We start from the raw sequence: 23,718 nt of genomic DNA, 5'->3' as shown, positions 1-23,718 counted from the left end.
ATTCTTCTCCGTCTACCAATATTTCAGGTACTTTTAGAAAGTTAAATCTTTCTGCTTCTCTGTTATAGAAATAGTCAAAGTCCATCGCTTCACCTCCTCCCCAAAAAATTTGCAAAGAAAAAGACGATAGTTTTTCTTCTATCGCCTTTGGTAACCATTTGTATGAAATTTTTTAGATTGATTTTATTGCTTCATTGATACCTTTAAGAAATGCTATAACTGTTGCTCCGACCATGGGTATTCCATATGGACTTAACAAAAATCCTAATACCAACGCCTCAATTCCAAGTGATATATCTTTTTGTATAAATGATCCTATTGCAGCAACGATACACATAAGCATTAAGAAATATAGAATAGTTGTTCCTATGCCGAGCAAGAATGTCAGAAAGGCAGTCAAAATGCTTAACAGCAAACTGATTGGGAACAAGATTATTTTTATTATCCATCTCATAAATACCCTCCATTTCTATTAAATCATCTTAAAATGCCTTAACGCATCCATGATAGCTTCCTCTTTTTCCGGTGTGCATTGTGGAATAACCTGTTTCTCTTTTTTTGATTTATTATAATGCTCCCTCAGTACAATTCCACATTTCTTTTTAATCTGTGCAATATAGAGTGTCGAAACCTTTAAATCAAACTTTTCCAATATATATTTCTTGATTTGTGCATAAGTCGCTTTACTTTCAGCACTTGTCAAATCAAGCTCATCAAGCTTAATTTCAACATCTATATGTTTATCGACATCAAGTTTGGACAATAACGCTACCGTCTCCACATGTGTTGTCCATAGGATAGGAACACAAATTATTGACCTCGTCGCTTGAATGAGGATACAATTTGTTGTCAGTTTCCTCATTAACTTCCTTGGCATTTTTTCTTCTGCTCTTGAATAATCTTCCGTCCTGAGAATCTTTTTTTCCAGTCTTATATATGATAGTAATCATTGCAGGATCAATTTCACCTTCATCGTTAGTTCCCCCAATGATGATTTTATCTACTATACTTTCAAATACTGCCCTATCAAATTCCTCAAGATATTTATTGGACTCAAGTAATTTTTTAAACCCCTCGAGCCTTTTCTTCAACGCTTTTTCATCAGTGAGTGTTACTTCTAAAGTCCTTTTTTCTGCAAGTAATTTCTCTTTACTAATAGCTATTTCATTATACTTATCCTGATATATATCCATGCTGATTGACTCATTCAGCCTTAACTCAACAAGATCCTTTTCTTTCTTTAGTATCTTATCAAGTTGATTTGTTATCTTCTTCAGGTCTTTAGCTAAACTGTTGTCTTTCAATTCTTCTTCCACAGTTTTAAGGAATTCATTAGTAATTTCCACATTATTGTGGCATACCTGACGATAGCTTTCCATGAATGCTTTTTCTATGGCTTCTTCTTCAATCCCTTTACTATGCGGACAATACTTCTTTCCGTTTTTAGTAGCATTGACACACTGCCATATAACTTTTGTATACTCTGAACTCGAATGCCAATTTCTTCTTGAAAGATTATGACCGCAAAATCCACATTCAAGCATGCTGCTAAAAGCATATTTTCTTGAATACTTTTCTCTCTTACCGCCATTATTAGCAACGGTATTTCTGTTTTTTGACCTTCTTAATCTAATACCTTGAGCTTTTTCAAAATCTTCTTCCGAAATGATTGGCTCGTGATGGTTCTCTATATAAAACTTATCCTGTTCTCCGAAATTATCCAATCTTCTCTTTGAAATAGGATCAACCGTATAGGTCTTTCCCATCATAAGATCCCCTTTATATTTCTCGTTTTTTATGATTCCTAAAACTGTTGTTTCCGTCCATCTTTTATTTCCTCTTGGCGATAAATATCCTTGTTCTTCAAGTTCTCTGGAGATTACCATACCGCCAACACCTTCAATATATCTTCTGAAAATATATCTTACAATCTCAGCTTCTTTTTCATTGATAGAAATGCTTTTAGTTTCCGGATCATAGTCGTAGCCTAAACACCCTTGAAAGCCGACCATTTCTCCTCTTTCCATCTTCATTCTCAAACCTTTTTTGACATTGGCTGAAATGTTCTCTACTTCCTGTTGCGCAACTGAACTTAAAATTGTTAAAAGCAACTCTCCGTCCATTGTTAAGGTGTTTATGTTTTCCTCTTCAAAAAAGACCGCAACATTAAACTCTTTCAACTTTCTTACATACTTTAAGGTGTCTAATGTATTTCTTGCAAATCTTGATATAGACTTTGTAATTATCATATCTATATCGCCGTTCATACAATCATTGATTAGTCTTTGAAAATCAATTCTTCTGTCAACCTGTGTACCGGTTATCGCTTCATCAGCATATATTCCTGCAAGTGTCCACTCTTTATTTTTCTTTATAAATTCTGTGTAGTGTTCTACTTGAGAATTATAGCTGTTAATCTGATCTTCAGTATCCGTACTAACTCTGCAATACGCTGCCACTCTCTTTATTGAGCGTTCAACACAGCCTGATGCAGTTCTTTTCAGTGTGGTATCACCTTTAATAACTTTTACATCTTTCTTCACTGCATCCGCCTCCTTTTTGTATCTCTCTATGCAGTTCTATTATACCACACTCGCAAAACATTATAAATATAATTCTGTTGAAATGTTGTACTTTTTCATCAGTTTTAACTTTATCTTTCTATATTCAATATCGTTTAGTAAATGTTTAGAGAGCAAGATAGATAGCATAGATAATTGGAGGCTATATCTTAATAGTTCATTATTCATTCTAAATCCTCCTCATATAATTTTATCTAAAGTTTTATGACATTAACGGGTGCTTAGGATAAGCAACATTGGAATCTCACCACCGCCCCTGTTAAGATGAGCCGGTTTTCACTAAAGAAGTATCATTATCATTACTTAGGTCATCGCTCGCAAAGTTATCCTCGTTCTTTGCTTTAAGAAAATTTATTTATCGCTCGTTTCCTTCTATCCTTGTCTTTGACAGTATTCATTTAAACCGAATTTCTTCAGCAGGAAAGTCATGGCGTAAATTCCTTACGCTCACTAAGTAATTAAAAGTCCCGTCATGGTCTATTCAGTTGTCAAAGAGCAATATTTGAAAGGGATTGTTTTCTCTACATTTTCCTATTTGCCATAAGCAGGCGTATCCCTTACCCAAGAAAGTAAAGGAGGTCAAACTCCCCTTCACTTTACATAAGGAAAATTTGACCCCTTTGGTTACCGAAGTTTTAAAGTTCTTCGATAATTTTTTTCAGCTTTTCAAGAATTTTGTTTCTTCTTTTGATTAAAGCTGGATGTGTAATACTTTTGAGCTTTGCCACTGAACGAACCGTTTCATCATTGAAATATAAGCGTTCAATAATATCTCTTTCTTCTGCATTGAGCCTTGATATAGCATTTCTGACTGCTTCAATCATCATCTGTGTTTCCACAATCTTTTCTACATCAACGCTTTCATCAATAATGCTATCTGCAAAATGTCCGTCATGATCCAATGATGAAAAAAAGAGCAAGTGGTTTTTCTTGTCCACCTGCTCTAAATATTTTTCGTGTTCTTTTTCTCGCCAGTAGACTTTATATATCTGCTCGCTGACTTTAACCCTTTGTCCGTTGACATAAAGGTAATATTCTTTTGACATTTTATTTCCTCCATTTCTTTTTTGTCTACGTTTTTAGACAAAAAAGGAGGACTTCTGCACATAGGCATAATAAGTCCTCTAAAATGAAAGAAACTTGCTCTTTCCTTATATTTTAAATTTGATTTTTTATGGTAATTACCAGTATCAAAAAGGTCTATTGTTTTTTTCTATATGAATAACAGACCCTAAATAATACATAGCAATTACCTCCATTATTTAATCCATTTTTTTCCCCTCACAAACAAAGATTGATTAAATCATTCCTGCTTTTTCAAAATGTTTCTTCAATAGTTTCTTAGAAATTACTGCTCCAATCAATCCGCAAATGGCTATTACAATAAGCATTATTGCTGTAGTCATAGGAGAAACAATTTTAGTTAATGTACCTAAATATTCGCTCCCAAACATTTTTTCATAAGATTTAAGTGTTTGATCTGCATAAAAAAGAAATGGTACATACATTCCACCAAAGCCGGCGAGAACACAAAATATCATATATCCAATTGTTAATCCTTTATAATTGCCAACCCCTTTTGTTCTTGCAATCAACATAGCTATAATCCCGGCAAATATACAACTAATGATATATGGTGGATAAAAACCTATAATGCTTGTAAGTACACAAAATAATAAAATCATCCATGGATTTTTTGTTTTTACCGGTACTAAGAAATAGGCAATTGCTCCAATAATTGACCATATCGGAACTGTTAATAACATTGTGTATGGCGATATGAACAGAAAAGATAACACTCTATATAAAACCTGTGAGCATAACACCATTAGTGCTGTAATAATTAAATCTTTAATTTGAAATTTCTTTTTTTCTTCCATAATTATTCTCCTTGTTTTTAAATATTTTTTATTTTCATAATGATGATAGCTAGATAAAATACTATCATTATTACTAGCAATAACATATCAAGCATACGAAATTTGACTTCTGTATAACTAGTTTTTTTACACGAAACTCCAAGTCCTCGTGTCTCAACAGATGCCGACAACTCAGTTGCAGTACATAACATTCGCATTAACATAGGAATCAACATCATTTCATAAACTTTAAAAGGATGTTTTAAAAATCCAAGGAAAGAAATATCAATCCCTCTAGTCTTAATTCCCTGCTTTATACAAGTAATATCCTGTTTTAGAGTGGGGAAAAATCTTAAAATAACAGCTAATGGAATAGTTATATAATATGGGATTTTCATATTTTGCAAGGAAGCTAATACTTCAGATATTTCACTTGTTCTAATCATATTTATAGCTGCAAGAGTCAATGTTATAAGACATAGGACAAAATAGTGTATTGTAGTTGAAATAAATAATGGACTTATTTCCGCTACCATAAACAACACTATATATAAAGCTAAAAATTTAAAACAAGTTTTGTATATGCCACTTATCATTCCATATGCAAATACTGACAAAAAAAGTAGAATCTCATACTTTTTACCAGTCAAAGTAAATACTAAAACCCCTATAATTAAAACTTGTAACAACTTAATTCTTGGATCATATCTTATTCCATTTTGTTTACAAGATTTGCTCATTATTCATGTACCTCACTCTGTAGTAAAAATCTTTTTATTGTTTCAAACTCACCACTTTTCTTTAAACTATTCCTTTTGCTAACAGTATTATTTTCTATAAAAACTGCTTTAGTTGCTACTCTACTTAAAAACTCTAAATCATGGGAAATAACAAAAATCAGTATCCCTTTTTTACGAAGAGCATTAATTGCTTCAGATACGATTTCCATATTCTCATAATCAAGTCCACTAGTCGGCTCATCAAAAATCATAATTTTTTTATTTGAAGCTATTGCAGCCGCAATAGTAACTCGCTGCTTTTGCCCTCCTGATAAACTTTGCGGGTGTCTATTTCTGAATGATGAAATATTCAATAAATTCATCGCATCTTCTATTTTCTCATCATTTTGCTTAATAGTCTTAATGCTATTCATAGAACTGAGCATTAACTCAGAAACAACAGAATCAGAGTACAGTTGATAGTCTGCATCTTGCATCACAAAATATACACTTTTATATAACTCCTTTTGCTTCGTAAGTTTACCTTCAATAAAAAATTGTCCACCTCTTGCTTTTAACAATCCTGACATTATTTTTCCCAATGTAGTTTTGCCACTTCCGTTGTGTCCAACTATAGCTACTGTTTCACCAAAATTTCCTTCTAAATTACAATTATTTAAAATCGAATTATTTACATTATACGAAAATGATAAATTCTCCACCTTAAAGTCTGATTGTTGCTTACTAATAGGTGCATTGTTCTTCAAACCATACTTGATATTGCTCAAATTAAATGTTCTAAGTTTATATGTTTGAAGATCTGTTTCATTCAAATTTTCAATATCATCGTGATTTAGTTGCCTATCAATTTCTCCATCTTTCATTATCAAGCATTTATCTACCAAATTTTTTAAGTAGAACAATCTATGCTCTGAAACAATCACTGTATGTCCTTGTTTCTTTAAGCTTTCCATTATTTCCTTCAATTTAAGAATTGAAGGAATATCTAAATTTGCAGATGGCTCATCGAAAACATAAATCTTAGGATTCAAGGTTTTTGCAGCTATAATCGCTATCTTCTGTTTTTCACCACTAGATAAAGAAAACATATCCCTATCCATAAGATTTTCAGCTTCAAAATCGTGAAATGCACAATTCACTCTATCTATCATTTCATCTCTATCTATTCCATAATTTTCAAGAGCAAATGCCACTTCCTTGGTACTATTCGTTGTAAAAAATTGACTTCGTGGATTTTGAAATATAGAAGCAGTATTTTTACCCATTTCTCCGGGAGTAACAGTCTTTATATCACTTCCTAACACTTTCACAGTTCCAGTTAAAACCCCTTCAAAGAAATGTGGAATTAAGCCGTTTATCAATCTTGTAACAGTTGTTTTCCCTGAACCAGACTGACCAGTAAGCAAAATAAATTCTCCTTCTTTAACTCTGAAATTTATATTTCTGAGACTCCCTTCTGTTTGTGTTCCATAACTGAAACTTACATTATCAAAATCAATAACTACATCTCCCATTTCATCACCTATATTTGCCAACCAATAGATTGTTTTTTAATTTCAATGAAATGTTTATATACTCCATCTTGACCAATTAGTTCATTATGATTGCCTCGTTGCACAATTCTACCTTTATCAATGACAATAATTTGATCTGCTTCTCTTACTGTAGATAGTCTATGTGCAATACTAATAAGTGTTTTATTTTTTGTTAATTCCTTAATTGCACTGATTAACATATACTCGTTTTCAGGATCTACGCTTGAAGTCGCTTCATCGAGAATAATAATTGGTGCATCTTTCAAAATAGCTCTTGCAATAGATATTCTTTGTTTTTCTCCTCCCGACAGAGTTGAACCACCCTCACCAACAACAGTGTCGTATCCATCACTAAGGCTTGTTATAAAATCGTGGCAACAAGCTTTCTTGCAAGCCTCCACCACCTCATCATGTGTTGCGTTTGGATTTCCAAATTTTATATTGTTTTCAATCGTGTCATTAAACAAATACACCTTCTGAAATACCATACTGATATTTTTTAAAAGGCTTTCAGAAGTAAAATCCTTAACATTATGTCCACCAATAAGAACTTCACCTTTTTTTACATCCCAAAATCTTGCTATCAGATTACATAGCGTTGTTTTCCCGGAACCTGAAGCACCCACAATGGCTAAACTGCTATTAGACTTTATTTGCAAGTTTATATTATTCAAAATCTCCCTTTCTCCATAGCCGAAACAAACATCTTTCAATTCAATATCATAGGAATCCAAATCAATCTCTTTTCCACCATCATCAAGTGAAGGTATATCCGAAATATATTCCAGTCTATTAAGTTGTGTTGCAAGCATCCTACTTAAAAAAGCTCCATCGCTGACCAACTCCAATTCCAAAAAAATCAGAAAGGCAGATACTATAAACATCAGTGCATATGAAAGTGGAATTTGTGAATTCATATATAAAACCGTAGCAACAAACACTAAGGCACAACTTGCTACCTTGAAAATCATTTCATATAATTTCATTAAATAAGCTGAACCTTCATTGACCTCTATATCAACTTCGCATTTCCTCATAAAAGCTTTTTCAACTTTGTTTTTTCCATCAGTCCCTTTCTTAAATGAACGAAGCACTGAAATTCCTCTGATATATTCAATTGCTTCTGTAACTAATATTTCCTGCGAATCTTGCATAATAGGAGAATATTTTTCAGTTTTCTTTGTGATTAATTTAAGAACAACTATTCCAAGGATTATCGCAATTAAAGACACCATCCCTACCGGGAAACAAAAGATTAATAACATGATTGTCATAGTTAGAGCTTGGAAAAATCCACCAACAATAAAGTTCATCGCAAGCATTGCCATAGCTTCTAAGTCGGAAATAGTTGTCGTTAAAACAGCTTGAATTGTCCCTAAGTTTTTTTCTGAAAAATATCCCATCGGAGCTTTCTTTAATTTTTCGCCTATTTCAATTCTTTTATCCTTAAAAATCTCGTAGCCTGAGGCACTAAGTTTTCTATCGCAAAGATACTGAAATATGAATCTGCCGAATATACTCACAACTATAATCGCTGTTGCCTGCATAATAATAGTCATGTTCAATTGTTCAAGATTAATCATAATCAATAAAACCGCCAACAACATCAAAGAAACGAAAAATGATTTTAATCCACTAAATATAAGACCTAGGATTACATTTTTTCGATATTTCCCTGATATTTTTAATATTCGTTTTACAATCGCAATCACTTAAATCGCCTCCTTTCCGTCATCTAGTCTGCCCACATAATTTTTCCACAATGAAGCATATACTCCATCTTTTTTCACAAGATTTTCATGAGTTCCATTCTCTACAATTTCTCCATCTTTCATAACAAGGATTGTATCAGCATTTGTAATAGTAGAAAGTCTGTGAGCAACCACTATCAAAGTCTTTCCTTTAATAAGATTGTTAATTGCACTTTGAATGAGATATTCATTTTCTGGATCCGCAAATGCAGTTGCTTCATCTAAAATTATTACCTTAGATTGTTTTAACATTGCTCTTGCAATGGTAATTCTTTGCCTTTCTCCACCCGACAAAGAACCTCCTGCATCACCAACCTTTGTGTTATATCCATCTTCAAGTTCCATAATAAAGTCATGGCAAGATGCAGCTTTAGCCACCTCAATAACCTCCTCATCACTTGCAGTTGGATTTCCCATTTTTATATTTTCTTTTATACTTGTATTAAATAAAAAATTATCTTGAGCAACATAGCTTATCTCACTTGTTAGCTGTTCAAATGGAATTTCAGAAATTTTTTTACCTCCATAAATTATGTTACCTGCTGTTGGATCCCAAAAGCCAGCCATTAACTTTGCTATAGTTGATTTTCCGGATCCTGAGTTGCCAACCAGTGCCGTTACTGTATTTGGTTTTAATTCAAAGTTGATATTTTTTAGCACAAGTTCTTTATCATAAGCAAACGAAACATTTACAAAACGATACAGAGTATTATCAAGAACTGCTCTCTCTTTTGGTCTTTTAAGTTCCTCTGTCGATAAAAATTCATCTATTACATCTAAACTCGCCTTAACCATACTGAATTGCTCCGAATACTTTCCGATTTTCATTAAATGTGCAATAAAGCCGATAGGTAAGATAATACACACAATGAAATTTGATAGAGATATTTGAGAATTCATATATAGATATGCACCAACTGGCAAAGTCCCCAAAAGTGTTGACGGCATAACTGCTTGAACAAATGCTGACCATAACCAGCTTTGTTTCCACCAAGCAAGGGTACTATCATGGAAAAATTGAATTGCACTCGTAAATTTTTCATATGAAGATGTACTATGATTAAAAGCTTTTATGACCTCAATGCCATTAACATATTCAACCAATGTGCTATTCATATTATTTTGAGCAGTCGTATAAGTTTTGCTTCTAAACTCATAATCTTTCATCATCCCTATATATCCAAGCATTCCCAAAGGAATTGTAAGTAACGAAGCCAATCCCATCCTATAGTCCAAAGCAAAAATCAAAACCAAAAATAAAACAGGAGATACTATACTTGATGTTATCTCCGGCATAAAATGAGCCATTGAATCTTCCAGCTTAGACACTGTATCTACAATTAAATTTTTAAATTTACCTATAGGAGTATCTATCATTACACCCATAGGTACTCTTAGCATTTTTTCAGCTACTAAACTTCGTATATTTTTTAAAATATGAAATGTTGCTTTGTGTGAGATTATCGTTGAATATAAAGTAAAAATACCTTTTAAAACTTGTCCACACAAAGCTATAAGTGTTAAACACAATATAGTTCTAAATGACACTTCAGATTGATATATTTTTTCTATCAATTTTGCTATTGCTAAAAAAGGAATCATTCCAAACAGTTCCCCTATGGTCGCTAACAAAATTGATTTGTATAATTGTTTTTTCTCGCCATCAGCGTATTTAAGCAACTCTGAAATGACATTTTTATTGTTACTTTTCAAGGAAACACCCCCTACAAACAGATGATCAATTAGTTATCGCTAACCCTTTGAAAAAATTTATTTGTTGTTTTTCTTCATTAAGCCTTGCCAACCATAATATTGAAAAACAACAATGCTTCTAATATATTCGCCAACATTATCATGCGGTATATCATGAAGAATACACTCGCATAGAGATGTAATATAGCCTTTTGTAATGACATGAACTTCAAACTCTTTAATCTCTGTGATAATTTGCTCTTGTTTAGCGTTGAAAAGAATAAGCTTCATATTTTTAGCTGTATATCTTTCAGTAATATCCTCAATAAAGTTTTCTACTTGCGACCCTTTGCTACACGCAAAAATCAGCTTAAAGTTATCAAAATGTGCATACATATAATCAACAAATAGCATTGTTTCCAAGAATAAATTTTCTATAATTGCTTCATCATCGACTAAATCAGAGTCTATCCTAATAGTTTTTTGTTCGCTCCTTTTTTCAACATCAGAAACAACATCTAATGTGTAATTATATTCCTCTTCAATTAGAGCAAAAAATAATGCTTCCTTATTTTTGAAATGACGATAAATAGCTCCTGTAGTTACTTTTGCTAATTTAGCAATTTCAGCTACCTGTGCATTTTCGAATCCTTTGCTTAAAAATTCCCCTTTAGCACATTCTAAAATTCTATTTTTTGTTATATCAGAGCAATAAGACATCTAACTTTCACCTCTCATTTTCTTTTATGATAATTATATTATCTTTGATAGTTATATTATCATATTTTTAGCTTTTAGTCAATATATCACAAATCCTACAAATTACCATCTAAATCCTTTAGCTTTATCCCTGTTCTTTTCAAACTCTTTAGCTTTTCCTGTTTTTTCTCCTCTCTCCTTGCCTTGTATCTGTCCTCATATTCCTGTTGTTTGCCGTTTGCTTTACGCTTCAAATAATTTTGGTGAATCCTATCTTTTCTTTCATTTATTTTTCGTTCTTCTTCCTCAAGCTTTTGTTTTTCTTCTTCGCTTACAGGTACAGCTTTTCCTTTCACATAAAGGTAATATTCTTTAGCCACTTAGTTATCCTCCTTTTCCTGTTCTGTGGTTTGCTTTTTGAGAATAAAAAAGGAGGACTTCTACACTTTGGCGTAAAAGTCCTCTTAACTTGAAAACTATTGATTTGTTATATTGAGACTATTTGTATGTTTGTAATGGCGATATATTGCTATACAAAAGTAAGTCCAAGCATAAAAAAGGATAATTATATCGTTCTGTGAAAACTGAAACTATAAGTTTTGACATGATTATCCCTCCATTACTTTTCCTCCTAAGTAAATCTATTATTAAATCACTCCTGCTTTTTCAAAATGCTTTTTGAGTATCTTTGTTGCAGCGAATGCTCCTATGCAAGCAAGAACAAAAGTTATCAAACCAAAGCCTACTGTCCATGAGACTTTGAAATAAGATAATGCTTCATTTATTTGTGCTTCGCTCATTTTCCATTTTGATGCTCTTTCCACAAAAGAAGCAGTCCCGAATAAAATTACAGGAATTACTGTTCCTAAAAAATCTGCTAATGCAAATGTCCCATACCCAATAATCATTCGTCCCTTGCTCTCATAATTTCCTATAATCAAATCACATATAATTCCACCGATTACAGCAAAGACTGCATGAGGCAAATGTCCTCCTGACAACGCAATTAAACCAAGAAGCGTTCCTGATATTGTAAATACACCCTTCTTTTTAACTTTTACAGCCATAAGGATATAAACGGTAGCAGCTATCATAAAGCTAACTCCTGAAGCAATAAATCCTCCAATAACTGTTGTTGCCATAGCAAATGCAACTGCCATGTATATGACAATTCCAATTGCATTAAAGATTCCGATTGTAATAAAATCACGACCATTTAATTTGTTTTTCATAAAAGTCCTCCTAATAAATTTTCTGTATTACTATCACAAGAGCAATCATCAAAGCTCCTAATATTCCAATCATTAAGTCTGTTTTTCTAAACCGCAATTCTGTTAATGTTACCCTCTTCTCATCACTATCAAGTCCTCTAATAAGTGCTGAAGCTGACAGTTCATCTGAAATCTTAATAATTCTCATTAAAAGCGGAACAAGCGTATATTCAATATATTTAATTGGATGTAGCAATGGGAAAAATCTGCTTGTTACAATTCCTCGAATCTTCATATTCTCTTTTAATGCCTTGAGTTCTATTTTTATAGTTGGTACAAACCTAAGCAAAACACTAAAAGGTATACCAATGCTTCTTGGTACTTTCATTCTATTTAACGCTTCCAGTATTTCACTTACACTTGTAGTCTTTGTTATATATCCACCAAACATAGCGATTAAGGTCATTCTTGATGCAAAGTAAATAAACATATATATTCCAAATACAATACTTGCTTCACAAAATTTTCCAAGCCCTAACTCTATGCAGTATAAAAGCACAAAAAACAAGATAAAGCGTAACGCTCTTTTCCACATCCCGCTATATAAATAAAGAAAAAAGGCAAAAACAATTAGTACAAAAAGTAGAATTGTATCGCTTATAAAAAAGCTCGTAAATCCAACAATTGGAAGTAGAGTAAGTTTTATTCTCGGATCTATAGTTTTTCTATCTGACAAGCTCTCTACCTCCTCTCATCTTGTCTAATATGAGAAATTTATTACTTTCACTCATATCTAAAACAGTTTCTATTTTTCCATCTCCCATTACCCATAGCTTGCTCACTGTGTTTGCTAAAAACTCAAAATCATGACTTATTACCAAAACTGTTGTCCCAATTTTCAATTGTTCTTCAATCAGTTTTGCGACGGAAAGCATTGAGTCTTTATCACAACCTGATGTTGGTTCATCATAGATGAAAATCTTTGCCTGTTTCATCATTCCACAAGCTATTGTCAGTCTTTGTTTTTCTCCTCTTGATAAAGCAAACGGATGCTTATCAATGTATTTGTCTAAGCCGAGTACACTCAAAATAGACTTTGCCTTTTGAGTATTTTCTTTTTTATCTTTACTTGAAATACCAAGTAACATTTCATCAAGTACACTTTCCGAAAACAACTGATAGTCTGAATCTTGAAAGACAAAATATGACATATCCATTAAATCTTTATGATTAAGCGACTTATCTTCCCTCGCCCATATTTTTCCCTCTTCTATCTTCTCAAGTCCTGAAAGCACTCTTGCAAAGGTGGTTTTCCCGGTACCATTTAAGCCGATAAGACCAATGGCTTTTCCGTACTCCATGTTGAAATCAAGATGATTTAAAATGTAATGTTTTTTCTTATTTCCATCCTTAGCTACATTCGGATAGCAAAATTTCAAGCCTTTTCCGATGATATTTTCATCATTTAATTGATATGAATCTTTCTTCTCACTTATCCTGTATTCTTCTAATTCAAGAGTTCTTAGTCCATTTTCATACCAAAACGCCCTTTCAAGATAGATAACTTCTTCTCGACTCAAGTCTTTCGTAATTTCTCCGTCTTTCATCAAAAGAAAACGGTCAAATAAAGACTTTACATAGTACAAACGATGTTCAATTAGAACAACCGTTGTTCCTTTTTTCTTTAATTTCTCCAAAATTAAAAACAGGTCAAATGTTGCTTTCATATCCAAATTTGCTGAAGGTTCATCTAAAATTAAAACTTTCGGATTCATCGCATAGATGCTTGCAATAGCTATCTTTTGTTTCTGTCCGCTTGATAATTCAAAAACAGATTTTCCTTTAAGTTCCTCAATATCCAACTCTGCATATACTTCTTCTACTCTCTGTTTGATTTTATCTCTTGATTTGCAGATAGTTTGAAGCCCAAAAGCTATTTCTTCATCTGTCGTTGTCGTGAAAAACTGACTTCTTGGATCTTGAAATACAGTCCCTACAATATGCCCTACTTCATGAAGTAATAATTTGCTTATATCTTTTCCGGACGCAAAGGCTTCTCCTTTCATTTTGCCTTTGTAATAATGTGGAATAAGACCATTCATTACACTTCCAAGAGTGCTTTTACCACTTCCACTTTTCCCTGAAATTAAAACAAATTCACCTTTTTTAATTTCAAGATTGATATTTTTTAAAGCAGTTCGCCCATCTTCCCATTCATAAGAAACATCTTTTAACAAAATCATGGTTACACCTCATATTGAGCTTTCCATAATTTTGTGTAGTAACCATCTTTCTCAAGAAGTTCCCCATGCTTTCCTTTTTCTAGTAAATTTCCTTTTTGAAATACGAGAATTTGGTCAGCTTTTTGAATTGTTTTTAAATGATGAGCCACTACAAGTACAGTTCTATTCTTTGCAAGTTCTGTAATAGCATCTTGTATCAAAGATTCATTTACAGGATCAACATTACTTGTCATTTCATCAAGAATTAAAATCGGTGCATCTTTCAGAAAGGCTCTTGCAATAGATATTCTTTGTCTCTGTCCACCTGAAAGAATCCCACCATTTTCTCCAATATCAGTTTTATAACCTTTTGGTAAACTCATAATGAAATCATGTATCCTTGCCTTCTTTGCAGCTTTAATTATTTCCTCTTTTGTAGCTCCTTTTTTACCTACTCTAATATTTTCTTCAATCGTGTTATCAAACAGTTGAACATTCTGCATGACAATGCTGATACGATCTAAAAGCTCATCATAAGGAATATCCCTTATATCAGTTCCTCCAAGTGTAATTTTCCCTTTATGCACATCATAAAATCTTAGAAGCAAGTTGGTTATAGTAGTCTTTCCACTACCTGATTCTCCAACTAAGGCTGTCATTGTTTTTTCAGCAATAGAAAAGCTCAATTTTTCCATTTTAAATTCATCTTTTTCATAAGAAAAATCTATGTTTTCAAAAGCTATATCATTATCTTTCGGAACAATTCCATTCACTTTATCCGGGATTACATCTGCATATAAAATTCTTGAAAGTCTTTCGTAACTATCTATCGCCGAAACATAGTACATATAGTGTTGTTCCATAGAAGCGAACGGCTTATAAAACTCTTTTGAAATTACTGCAAAGATAATAAAATGAAGTACATCAAGACTTCCCTTTGTAACAAGTATTGCTCCTGTAATTAAAAGAACTAAATATCCAATATCCAGTAAAAACCCAAATATAGATAGCTGTTTTGCCTTGAATCTTGAAGCTACTTTACTTGTTTTTCCAAACTTTTTTGTCTTATTCATAAGCTCATTATCCAAGCTCTTATTGTTTGAAAAACTCTTTAATACAGGTATTCCTCTAACATATTCAACAAATAAGCTAACCATATCAAGAAGTGCTGAGTTGTTCTGATTTTCTATTTTTTCAGATTGCTTAATTGTCAGATATAGAAAGATAAGTGCAATCGGAACAGATACAGCCATAATAATAGAAAGTTTGAAATCAATACTTGCAAGACCAACAAATACGACTGCACCTATCAAAAAATCACCAAACATTCTCGACCACATGTGTCCTACAACAAGGGACATATTATCAACATCTTTGTGTAAAATTGTATTGATCTCTCCCAGTCTTTCATTGGTATAAAATCCCAAACTGAATTTCTTTAATTTGATAATCATGCGTTCTCTTATTTGCTGAACAATATCAAAACCTGCACTATGCTTTTTCATATCCGCAACCATGTTACAAATACCTTTGAAGACTACAAGTAATCCAATCGCAATAAAATATTTATAAAGCATATCTAAACTCGTCCCATCAAATATCTGAAACAGTATAGAAAATACGATAACAATCATAGCTATGGAGCTTAGTCCATAAAGGGCAAAGAATACACTTGATATAATCAAATCTCTCTTCCCGGTTTTTGTAAGTAGCTTTAACATTTCTCTAAACATTTTCTGTTACCACCTCTTTCAAATTCCATCTATCTACCTTGTTCTGTGCTTCCACCATATCCTTATAAAAATCACATCTTTTCATCAGCTCTTCATGGCTTCCTGCATCAAGAACAACACCCTTATCCATAACTATAATTTGGTCTGAATCTCTAATCGTGTTTAGATGATGAGCAATTGTAATGATGGTTTTATCCTTACTTAAATCATCAATCGCTTCACCGATTAGTCTTTCATTTTCACTATCAACAGCTGCCATTGCCTCATCTAATATTAAAATCGGTGCATTTTTCAGTATCATTCTTGCAATAGAGATTCTTTGTTTTTCTCCACCAGATAACTTAACTCCCATTTCACCTACTCGTGTTTCATATCCATTTGGCAATGCTGAAATAAAGTCATGACATCTCGCTTTTTTGGCAGCTTCTATGACTTCTTCTTTTGTCGCATTAAGTTTCCCGATTGCAATATTGTCAAAAATACTTAAATCGAAAAGGATGACCTCCTGTTGCACACTTCCAATGAGATTTGAAATATTTTCCTGACTGTAATCTTTTATATCTTTCCCATTTATTTCTATTCGTCCGCTGTCAGCATCCCAAAATCCCATAAGTAAATTAGATACAGTACTTTTCCCACAACCACTTGCTCCTACAAAGGCATTCAAACTATTTTTCTTAAAAGTTAAATTGATATTTTTTAGTTCAAAGCTATCTTTTCCGTATGCAAAATTCACATCTTTAAATTCTATATTTCCAAATTCTAAACCTTGTTCTGTCTTTTTCTTTGGAAGCGGAACTGTTAAAACTTTTCCAATCGCCTTTAGAGCTTCCTTAAACACAATAGAAAAATGTTGCAATGTAGCTGTCTTACTTATAGATGTAGTAAAGGCAGACGATAAAATAATGGCAAGTATAAAATTAGGTGTTGTAATATTTCCATAGTAAAGAAATATGCTTCCTAAAATCATGACAATAACTACTCCAATTTCCATAAATATGTCAATGAGTCCCATTGGAATTGTAATTGCTCCCATGCTCTTTTTAATCCAGTAAATATACTCTCTTGCTGTTTTTAATGTTCTTTCGCTAATCTCCTCTTCTTTAGCAAAAGCCTTAATAACAGAAATATTTTTTACATATTCCATTAGCTCTTCTCTCATCTTGTTTTCATGGTTAAAGTAAATAGCAAAGTTCTTATCCATTGTTTTCTGTGAAAGAACTTTTACCAAATACATGAGTGGAACTCCGGAAATCATTCCAAGAGCAAGACGCCAGTCTACAAAAATCATAGCTACAAAAATAATGGTAGGCAGAAGCGTAACTGCCATTATTTCAGGAAGACCATGAGCAAGGTATACTTCCACTTGCTCCACATCATGTTGAACAATGTTCGTAAGCTCCCCTGTATTATGTTCTTTGAAAAATCCCAAACTTAGTTTTTTTAGATGCCCGATAATATCTATCCTAAGTTCTGTCAATTTTTCGTATGCTTTCTCATGGGCAACCTTTGTTGCAAAATAGTAAAACACGCCTTTTAATACAAACGATATAAAGATTCCCAAGAATATATACTTTAAATTACCTTCGTTAATATTGTTTGTGATTAAAGAACTAATCAAATATACAAGTAAGATTTGTGGTATCAAATCAAATACTATTTTTAAAGCAAGAAGTGAATTGGATAAACTATTTTTCCCAATCACTTTTTTCCTTAATTCTTTTTCCGGCATGAACAACTCTCCTTTCAAAATTGAATAATATTGAATTATAATTCAATATTAAGGTTTAAAGTAAGACTTTGCTGATTACACAAAGTCTATTTTTTAGTGCTAATTATAAGGATTCCACTCCCTTGTAATAACACCTTGCAATGAGTTTTAGCATATCTTTTGCCCACTTTTCACTTTGATAGTGCCTTGCTATTTCAAGAAGCCCCTCTGTAAAGTTACTGGCTAAAATATGGGCAAGCATTGGATCATATTCCTCTTTCGATTGTCTTTTTAAACTTACTTCAATATGAGCCTGCATTTGAGATATGAGTTTTTGTTTTGCTTCTGTATGCTTTGTACCTGAGCTCTTATCCATTAAAATAATTAACTTCTTACGCTCTTTTAAAAGTTCATGAATATAGTTTTCTCCAACTTCATCAAACCTTTCAGAAGCAGAACCTTTTTCCAAAGACTCTTCCTCATCAAAGGCTGACTCAAAATTTATATAAACTGAACTTACTACTGCATCAAACAAAACTTCCTTATTTTTGAAATAGGTATAAATTAGTGCCACAGGAATATCTGCTTCTTTTGCAATTTCTGTTAATTTGGCACCTCTATAGTCCTTTTCATAAAATACTTTTTCTGCTGCTTTTAGTATTCTATTTCTAACTTCTTCTTTTAATACTTGTGCCATAGCACACCTCTTTCTATTCCAATACTGAATCTTTATTTAATAATAAATTATAATTCAATATTTGTCAAGTTACATGTGGAAATTATGGTGTCCTTATGGTACAATTTAGTAGTAAATTCAAAACTTGCTTAACGCTTGCTATCTAATTCATTCTTATGTAGCAAGCACAGTAAGTGTACGGACACTTACGGAAAAATTGATGAAGCAGCCCTTTGGGATCTGCTTCTTTTTTTATCAATTTTTAGCTTGTTAGGGAGAACCCTAAGACCCCGAAATACATATAAAGGAGGAATTACCTATGGCAAATAGGATACGAAATGAACGACTTGAAATTAAATTGACTGAAGAAGAAAAAGCTCTTTTTGAAGAGAAAAGGAAACTTGCAAAGTGCAGAAATATGAGTCATTTTATCCGCAAATGCGTTTTACAAAAGGAAATATATCAAGTAGATTTAAAGCCTTTTCGAGATTTACAAGGATTACTTTCCAACGCTACAAACAACATCAATCAGATTGCAAAGCGAGTAAATTCGACAGGTGTAATCTACAAAGAGGACATAGGTGATATAAAAAAAGAGATTGAACATTTCTCAAAAGAGCTGTGGCAAATTCATTCACTACTTCTGAAAAGAACATCTGAAACGGAAGGTGAATAATAATGGCTATTACAAAAATACACCCAATAAAATCGACTCTTAATCTTGCTATCGACTACATTGTAAATGGAGATAAAACAGACGAGCAGCTTTTAGTAAGCACTCATAAATGCCACGAATCAACTGCTCACACTCAGTTTTTAAGGACACGAAATGACGCAGGAACAAAAGGAACCGTTCTTGCAAGACATCTCATTCAATCATTTTTACCGGGAGAAACAAGCCCTGAATTGGCTCACCAGATTGGTATGGAGCTGTGTAAAAAGATACTCAAAGATGAGTACGAATTTGTCTTATCTACTCACGTAGATAAGGAGCATATCCACAATCACATCATCTTCAATAATGTAAATATGGTAACAGGTAGGTGCTACCAGTCTAACAAGAAAAGCTACCACCAAATCCGTTATCAGAGTGATAAACTCTGCAAAGAAAATAGCCTATCTGTCATTGACGAGTTTTACGAAAGCTATAAGAAAAAATATAAGATTAACGGTAAATCTTGGTATGAAAACGAACAGGCAAAGCATGGCACTTCTTGGAAAAGTAAACTTCAATTTGACATTGATAGAATAATAAAACAGTCAAAGGACTGGGACGAATTTTTAAAGAAGATGGCTGATCTTGGCTATGAAATCAAATACGGTAAGCACATTGCTTTTAAGCCAAAAGATAAGGCGAGATTTACAAGGACTAAAACAATCGGAGAAGATTATACCGAGGAAAGATTAAAAGAACGAATTGCAGAAAGAGAGTTTATCAAGACTCCCGACGTCAAAAAGCGCATCGGCAATGTTATTGACATGAACACCAATGCAAAGGTAAAGGAAAGCAAAGGCTACGAATATTGGGCAACCAAACATAACCTTCATACAATGGCTGAGTCTGTTATTTATATCAGAGAACATGGCATTAAATCCGTTAAACAGCTTGACGAGTATATTCAAAAAGCAGCCGATGAAAGGCAAAATATACAAGAGAAAATCAAGACTATTGATAAGGAAATGCAGAAGCTTTCCACCACTATGGAGCAAGTTCATACCGTTAAAAAATACAGAGCGTGCTACAAGGAATATACTGCTAATCCGTCTGACAAGGCATTTTTTGAAGAGTACAAAGCTCAGATTACCCTATATGAAAATGCTCTCTCAGAGCTTAAAAAATCTTATTCCAAGCTCCCAAATTCAAAGGATATTTTAGCTGAGCTTGATAAATTACAAAAAAAAAAGAATAGCCTTATGCAAGAGTATTCTTCCTCAAAATCCACTATGGACGAGCTTTATAAGATACGAAAAAATTACGGAATTTATATGGGTAAGGAGATGGAGAGATAATCTTTATCTCCTTTTTTCGCAAATAAAAAAAGAGTCGGTGCAGTCCCAAGACCACACCGACCATAAGTTTATCTCTCTGCTTCTTTTGATGTTTCTTTCTTTTCTTTAGGCTTTTCCTTATCTTCAGCCTGATATTTTTTGATAGCTCCAAGCACAGACTCTTTCTTTTCATCTCGACCTTTCATCTGTTCTTTTGCCTTTAAGAGCTTTGAAGAAAGTATCCTGATGTTAGTATGTTCCTTGCCGTTATCGTCAACGGAAGTTCTGATCTGTCCAAAGAGTTTTACAAAATCTCCCTGCTTAAAGTCTTTTGGAATATCACCCTTTTCTCCGTATGCGGAGCAATTATGATATACCTTATTGCCCTCATCATCTTTAGATGCCACAGAGAAGTTTACTACTTGAAAGGCTTCGCCGTTCTTATTTTCTCTTTCAACTACATCGATCTTTCCTACAATATTTCCAACGATATTGACAAGATTATCTTTCTCCTCTTGAACATAAGGAAGATCTTTAATCTGCCCCTGTTCTCTTAAATCTTCAATCATGTAATCAAATTCCTCATGCAGTAAATTAACGGTGTCATTGTCCATATAAGCCTCATAGAGCTTATCCAAAGCACTTTCATCGTTGATACCTTTTTCCATGCTGATAACCGCCTTAACAAAGTCCTTGTGATTATCACTTACCATATCTTCTATCTGATTTCTCATTGTTTTGTAATCCATGTTTTATCTCCTTTCATGGTAAAAGGGAGGTTTCCCTCCCTTATCGTACATATTCCTGTTCTTTTGCAGTTTGTTTTTCTTCTGTTTTACTTTCTTCCTGATAGGCTCTTATCTGTCCTAAGATAGATGGTTTATCACCCGTTTTCTGTGTGGCTTCCTCTTTGGTATGCAAATTATCTTCAACATCATAGGTTGACTCAAAATAATCGCTGTCCTTAAAGTCATTGTCATATCTGTCAGCAATTCCATCATTATCAAGGTCTTTAGAAAGTGGATCATAGAAGTTACCTTCATCATCAATTTCAAGTCCCATTGCTTGCTTTAATTCTTCTTCATCTACCGAAACAAAGGTATTAAACTCTCCATTTTCCATTTCAAATTTTATGACATCAAGAGCCTTTTCAACACTTCCATTTTCCTTTACATAATCATAATGACTTACTACAACATCATTTACATATTGAGTTGCTGTATAATTCTCAAGGTCTAACTCAAACTGTATGCCATGTCTTTCATCCGGTGTATCAGTATAAGCAATTCCTATGTGCTTTAAATCAGGATATAGAGCGTCAAACTCATCATAACTATGGTTTTCCTCATACTCTCTGTTGCAGAAGTCAATGATGGCTCGTTTTACATCTTCTACAAGGGGATTATCATTTCTCTTTTCTTCCACTTCTCCCATATCAAGGAGCTTATTCAGTTCTGCCAAGCGAAGCACCTTATTCTTTAGTTCATCAGCTTTTTCAAAAGGCTTTTGTAATTCCTCTTTGGCATTTTCAAGCTGTTCTTTTGTGCTGAAGAGCTTTTCTTCAAGCCTCTTTAATTTCTCAGGCATTTTCTCAAGAGCATTATCAAGCCTTGTAATATTACCGTCCGCACTCGTTCCAAGCTCTCCTGAATGCTTTGCAGCACCATTTAAGCTAAAGTTATGCTCATTGGTAAAGAAGTTATAGCTGACCTCCAAATCCATGTTTCTGTACTTTCCTATGACCTTGCTTTCATTGATTTTTACTTTGGAAATCGCTTCAAGCAGCCTTTCTCCGGCTAACTTTTTATCTAATATCTTCACACCACCGATAGTAATGGAAGTAAACTTCTCTTCTCCTTCCGCTTTAGGTTCAACTTCCAATATATCTTTCTTTACAGATTCTATTAGCTTTTCTGTTCTTGCAATTTCTTCCGGATAGTTTTTAGCGACCTTATCCTCTAATCTGTAACGATTGGACTTATAGTTTGCTTCAAGCATTTTAAGTTTCGTAACCTCATTATCCAAATCCATCTTTTCTTTAATCTTAGGATCACCTGTGGCAAGGGCTTTAATCTCTGCATAGTTTAAGCTACTTTCGTCCACATCTTCCGCCACTCTTACAGGTGTTTTACTTGTCATAATCTGAGAAATGAACTTCTGTTTATTCTCGATGGTCTGCCAAAGGTACGCATCAAAGGTATTCTCCGTTACATATCTGTATATGCTGACTTCTTTGTTTTCATTTCCCTGTCTTACAATTCTTCCGGCTCTCTGCTCAAGGTCGGCAGGACGCCAAGGGACATCGAGGTCATGAAGTGCAATCAGCTTGTTTTGCACATTCGTTCCGGCTCCCATCTTCTGAGTAGAACCAAGCAAAATCCTCACATCTCCTTTTCTTACCTTTGCAAAGAGTTCATCCTTTTGCTTATCGGAATTTGCTTCATGGATAAAGGCTATTTCTTCTTTCGGTATTCCCATTGCCACAAGTTTTTCTCTAATATCATCGTAAATATTAAACTCTCCATCTCCTTTTGGAGTTGACATATCGGAGAAAAGAAGCTGTGTAGACTTATTTTCTCTTGTCTTATCCCAAATGGAAAAGACATTTTTCACGCACACATTGACCTTGCTGTCAGGATTATCAGGTAGCAAAGGATTGATTAAACGCTGATCTAAGGCAAGTTTCTTGCCGTCATTGGTGATTTTCAGCATATTATCTTCGTCAGGTTCTACCACCCTATTTCTCACATCATCTGCTCTTTCAGATAAGCTCTTTAGAATTTCCTTTTGCTCCTCACTTGGCAAAGTTTTAATAACTTCATAGCGTGCTTCAGGTGTTGGAAGATTTAGCATATCTGCTGTCTGAATATCCGCAACTTCTTTAAACATAGACATTAGTTCAGGAAGGTTATAGAACTTGGAAAATCTTGTCTTTACTCTATACCCTGTACCTTCAGGAGATAATTCAAAAGCTGACTGCGTTTCACCAAAGGTAGAAGCCCAGCTATCAAAATGCTCCAAATTATTCTTTTTAAGGCTTTCATACTGAAGATAACGCTGCATCGTATAAAGCTCTGTCATCGAGTTACTGACAGGCGTTCCTGTGGCAAAGACAATTCCTTTTCCCCCTGTCATTTCATCCATGTATCTGCACTTCATAAACATATCGGAGGACTTAAAGGCTTCAGACTGTCCAATACCTGCTACATTTCTCATTTTGGTATAAAGGTAGAATAGCGATAGGTAAGGTTTTGATATTATCTCTACCTTTTCCCCCGCTCCACACCGTACGTGCAAGTTTCCTCGCATACGGCGTTC

General features: G+C 33.6%; 21 protein-coding genes and 2 pseudogenes. 2 read left to right on the top strand and 21 right to left on the bottom strand.

The genetic code is table 11. The features are described from left to right. From HMPREF1152_RS09960 to HMPREF1152_RS03890, 19 genes and pseudogenes are all read right to left on the bottom strand, one after another. Positions 1 to 85, bottom strand: a pseudogene (locus HMPREF1152_RS09960) (replication initiator protein A); the annotation flags it as partial. A gap of 87 nt (positions 86 to 172) precedes the next feature. After that, complete coding sequence (locus tag HMPREF1152_RS03975) at positions 173 to 454, bottom strand: CD1845 family protein (RefSeq protein ID WP_009643858.1); 282 nt, start codon at positions 452 to 454, stop codon at positions 173 to 175. A gap of 18 nt (positions 455 to 472) precedes the next feature. Continuing rightward, positions 473 to 790 (bottom strand): annotated as a pseudogene (locus tag HMPREF1152_RS03970) (23S rRNA (uracil(1939)-C(5))-methyltransferase RlmD); the annotation flags it as partial. After that, complete coding sequence (locus HMPREF1152_RS03965; RefSeq protein WP_009643874.1) at positions 750 to 2,543, bottom strand: recombinase family protein; 1,794 nt, start codon at positions 2,541 to 2,543, stop codon at positions 750 to 752. The gene HMPREF1152_RS03965 and the pseudogene HMPREF1152_RS03970, both read right to left, overlap by 41 nt. Positions 2,544 to 2,603: 60 nt before the next feature. Beyond that, entirely contained in the window at positions 2,604 to 2,750 is a 147-nt protein-coding gene (locus tag HMPREF1152_RS09955) for a hypothetical protein (protein WP_039883526.1), read from the bottom strand. Positions 2,751 to 3,217: 467 nt separating this feature from the next. Continuing rightward, entirely contained in the window at positions 3,218 to 3,628 is a 411-nt protein-coding gene (locus HMPREF1152_RS03955; protein ID WP_000032596.1) for a sigma-70 family RNA polymerase sigma factor, read from the bottom strand. Positions 3,629 to 3,880: 252 nt separating this feature from the next. After that, complete coding sequence (locus HMPREF1152_RS03950; RefSeq protein ID WP_009643869.1) at positions 3,881 to 4,462, bottom strand: MptD family putative ECF transporter S component; 582 nt, start codon at positions 4,460 to 4,462, stop codon at positions 3,881 to 3,883. A gap of 17 nt (positions 4,463 to 4,479) precedes the next feature. Continuing rightward, the gene (locus HMPREF1152_RS03945) at positions 4,480 to 5,181 is read right to left on the bottom strand and encodes an energy-coupling factor transporter transmembrane component T family protein (RefSeq protein WP_009643864.1); all 702 of its coding nucleotides are present in this window, start codon (positions 5,179 to 5,181) and stop codon (positions 4,480 to 4,482) included. Next, positions 5,181 to 6,695: an ABC transporter ATP-binding protein gene (locus HMPREF1152_RS03940; RefSeq protein WP_009643859.1), complete on the bottom strand. Its 1,515-nt coding sequence runs from the start codon at positions 6,693 to 6,695 to the stop codon at positions 5,181 to 5,183. Before HMPREF1152_RS03940 ends, HMPREF1152_RS03945 begins: the two co-directional genes overlap by 1 nt. 8 nt (positions 6,696 to 6,703) lie before the next feature. Further along, positions 6,704 to 8,428: an ABC transporter ATP-binding protein gene (locus HMPREF1152_RS03935; protein WP_009643862.1), complete on the bottom strand. Its 1,725-nt coding sequence runs from the start codon at positions 8,426 to 8,428 to the stop codon at positions 6,704 to 6,706. Further along, entirely contained in the window at positions 8,429 to 10,180 is a 1,752-nt protein-coding gene (locus HMPREF1152_RS03930; protein WP_009643865.1) for an ABC transporter ATP-binding protein, read from the bottom strand. A 57-nt stretch (positions 10,181 to 10,237) separates the two neighbouring features. Continuing rightward, the gene (locus HMPREF1152_RS03925) at positions 10,238 to 10,879 is read right to left on the bottom strand and encodes a TetR/AcrR family transcriptional regulator (RefSeq protein WP_000119423.1); all 642 of its coding nucleotides are present in this window, start codon (positions 10,877 to 10,879) and stop codon (positions 10,238 to 10,240) included. Positions 10,880 to 10,974: 95 nt separating this feature from the next. Then, positions 10,975 to 11,238, bottom strand: coding sequence for a hypothetical protein (locus tag HMPREF1152_RS03920; RefSeq protein ID WP_009643873.1), 264 nt, complete (start codon positions 11,236 to 11,238; stop codon positions 10,975 to 10,977). A gap of 267 nt (positions 11,239 to 11,505) precedes the next feature. Beyond that, positions 11,506 to 12,090 (bottom strand): MptD family putative ECF transporter S component, encoded by a 585-nt coding sequence (locus tag HMPREF1152_RS03915; protein ID WP_009643868.1) that lies wholly within the window; start codon positions 12,088 to 12,090, stop codon positions 11,506 to 11,508. A 10-nt stretch (positions 12,091 to 12,100) separates the two neighbouring features. Then, the gene (locus HMPREF1152_RS03910; protein ID WP_009643860.1) at positions 12,101 to 12,805 is read right to left on the bottom strand and encodes an energy-coupling factor transporter transmembrane component T; all 705 of its coding nucleotides are present in this window, start codon (positions 12,803 to 12,805) and stop codon (positions 12,101 to 12,103) included. Further along, positions 12,795 to 14,312 (bottom strand): ABC transporter ATP-binding protein, encoded by a 1,518-nt coding sequence (locus tag HMPREF1152_RS03905; RefSeq protein ID WP_009643861.1) that lies wholly within the window; start codon positions 14,310 to 14,312, stop codon positions 12,795 to 12,797. The genes HMPREF1152_RS03910 and HMPREF1152_RS03905 overlap by 11 nt, the downstream gene beginning before the upstream one ends. A gap of 2 nt (positions 14,313 to 14,314) precedes the next feature. After that, positions 14,315 to 16,024 carry an ABC transporter ATP-binding protein gene (locus tag HMPREF1152_RS03900; protein ID WP_009643867.1) on the bottom strand — a complete coding sequence of 570 codons (1,710 nt, stop codon included), beginning with the start codon at positions 16,022 to 16,024 and terminating at the stop codon, positions 14,315 to 14,317. Continuing rightward, entirely contained in the window at positions 16,017 to 17,756 is a 1,740-nt protein-coding gene (locus HMPREF1152_RS03895; protein ID WP_009643871.1) for an ABC transporter ATP-binding protein, read from the bottom strand. The genes HMPREF1152_RS03900 and HMPREF1152_RS03895 overlap by 8 nt, the downstream gene beginning before the upstream one ends. Before the next feature lie 103 nt (positions 17,757 to 17,859). Further along, on the bottom strand, positions 17,860 to 18,432 hold the full coding sequence (locus HMPREF1152_RS03890; RefSeq protein WP_009643863.1) for a TetR/AcrR family transcriptional regulator: 573 nt from the start codon (positions 18,430 to 18,432) through the stop codon (positions 17,860 to 17,862). 298 nt (positions 18,433 to 18,730) lie between these two features. On the opposite strand from HMPREF1152_RS03890, the gene HMPREF1152_RS03885 reads away from it, so the two are divergent. Together HMPREF1152_RS03885 and HMPREF1152_RS03880 are read left to right on the top strand one after the other, a co-directional pair. After that, positions 18,731 to 19,087 (top strand): plasmid mobilization protein, encoded by a 357-nt coding sequence (locus tag HMPREF1152_RS03885; protein ID WP_009643870.1) that lies wholly within the window; start codon positions 18,731 to 18,733, stop codon positions 19,085 to 19,087. Positions 19,088 to 19,089: 2 nt separating this feature from the next. Next, a complete protein-coding gene (locus tag HMPREF1152_RS03880; protein WP_009643866.1) occupies positions 19,090 to 20,421 on the top strand; it encodes a relaxase/mobilization nuclease domain-containing protein in 1,332 nt (443 codons plus the stop codon). A gap of 68 nt (positions 20,422 to 20,489) precedes the next feature. On the opposite strand, the gene HMPREF1152_RS03875 is transcribed toward HMPREF1152_RS03880, so the two are convergent. After that, on the bottom strand, positions 20,490 to 21,149 hold the full coding sequence (locus tag HMPREF1152_RS03875; RefSeq protein ID WP_003042425.1) for a single-stranded DNA-binding protein: 660 nt from the start codon (positions 21,147 to 21,149) through the stop codon (positions 20,490 to 20,492). 40 nt (positions 21,150 to 21,189) lie between these two features. After that, positions 21,190 to 23,565, bottom strand: a complete 2,376-nt coding sequence (locus HMPREF1152_RS03870) for a helicase-related protein (RefSeq protein ID WP_442852105.1) — start codon at positions 23,563 to 23,565, stop codon at positions 21,190 to 21,192. Positions 23,566 to 23,718 lie beyond the last annotated feature (153 nt).

This window comes from Mogibacterium sp. CM50, from assembly GCF_000293155.1.
Lineage (GTDB): Bacteria > Bacillota > Clostridia > Peptostreptococcales > Anaerovoracaceae > Mogibacterium > Mogibacterium timidum.
The sequence above is the reverse complement of the archived record's forward strand: the minus strand, read 5'-3'. Positions and strand labels throughout refer to the sequence as shown.

Excerpts from the sequence above, each read along its gene's own strand:
- HMPREF1152_RS03975 (WP_009643858.1), bottom strand. The coding sequence starts at position 454 with ATGAGATGGATAATAAAAATAATCTTGTTCCCAATCAGTTTGCTGTTA.
- HMPREF1152_RS09955 (WP_039883526.1), bottom strand. The coding sequence starts at position 2,750 with ATGAATAATGAACTATTAAGATATAGCCTCCAATTATCTATGCTATCT.
- HMPREF1152_RS03955 (WP_000032596.1), bottom strand. The coding sequence starts at position 3,628 with ATGTCAAAAGAATATTACCTTTATGTCAACGGACAAAGGGTTAAAGTC.
- HMPREF1152_RS03950 (WP_009643869.1), bottom strand. The coding sequence starts at position 4,462 with ATGGAAGAAAAAAAGAAATTTCAAATTAAAGATTTAATTATTACAGCA.
- HMPREF1152_RS03945 (WP_009643864.1), bottom strand. The coding sequence starts at position 5,181 with ATGAGCAAATCTTGTAAACAAAATGGAATAAGATATGATCCAAGAATT.
- HMPREF1152_RS03940 (WP_009643859.1), bottom strand. The coding sequence starts at position 6,695 with ATGGGAGATGTAGTTATTGATTTTGATAATGTAAGTTTCAGTTATGGA.
- HMPREF1152_RS03925 (WP_000119423.1), bottom strand. The coding sequence starts at position 10,879 with ATGTCTTATTGCTCTGATATAACAAAAAATAGAATTTTAGAATGTGCT.
- HMPREF1152_RS03915 (WP_009643868.1), bottom strand. The coding sequence starts at position 12,090 with ATGAAAAACAAATTAAATGGTCGTGATTTTATTACAATCGGAATCTTT.
- HMPREF1152_RS03905 (WP_009643861.1), bottom strand. The coding sequence starts at position 14,312 with ATGATTTTGTTAAAAGATGTTTCTTATGAATGGGAAGATGGGCGAACT.
- HMPREF1152_RS03900 (WP_009643867.1), bottom strand. The coding sequence starts at position 16,024 with ATGTTTAGAGAAATGTTAAAGCTACTTACAAAAACCGGGAAGAGAGAT.
- HMPREF1152_RS03895 (WP_009643871.1), bottom strand. The coding sequence starts at position 17,756 with ATGCCGGAAAAAGAATTAAGGAAAAAAGTGATTGGGAAAAATAGTTTA.
- HMPREF1152_RS03890 (WP_009643863.1), bottom strand. The coding sequence starts at position 18,432 with ATGGCACAAGTATTAAAAGAAGAAGTTAGAAATAGAATACTAAAAGCA.
- HMPREF1152_RS03885 (WP_009643870.1), top strand. The coding sequence starts at position 18,731 with ATGGCAAATAGGATACGAAATGAACGACTTGAAATTAAATTGACTGAA.
- HMPREF1152_RS03880 (WP_009643866.1), top strand. The coding sequence starts at position 19,090 with ATGGCTATTACAAAAATACACCCAATAAAATCGACTCTTAATCTTGCT.
- HMPREF1152_RS03875 (WP_003042425.1), bottom strand. The coding sequence starts at position 21,149 with ATGGATTACAAAACAATGAGAAATCAGATAGAAGATATGGTAAGTGAT.
- HMPREF1152_RS03870 (WP_442852105.1), bottom strand. The coding sequence starts at position 23,565 with ATGTTTATGAAGTGCAGATACATGGATGAAATGACAGGGGGAAAAGGA.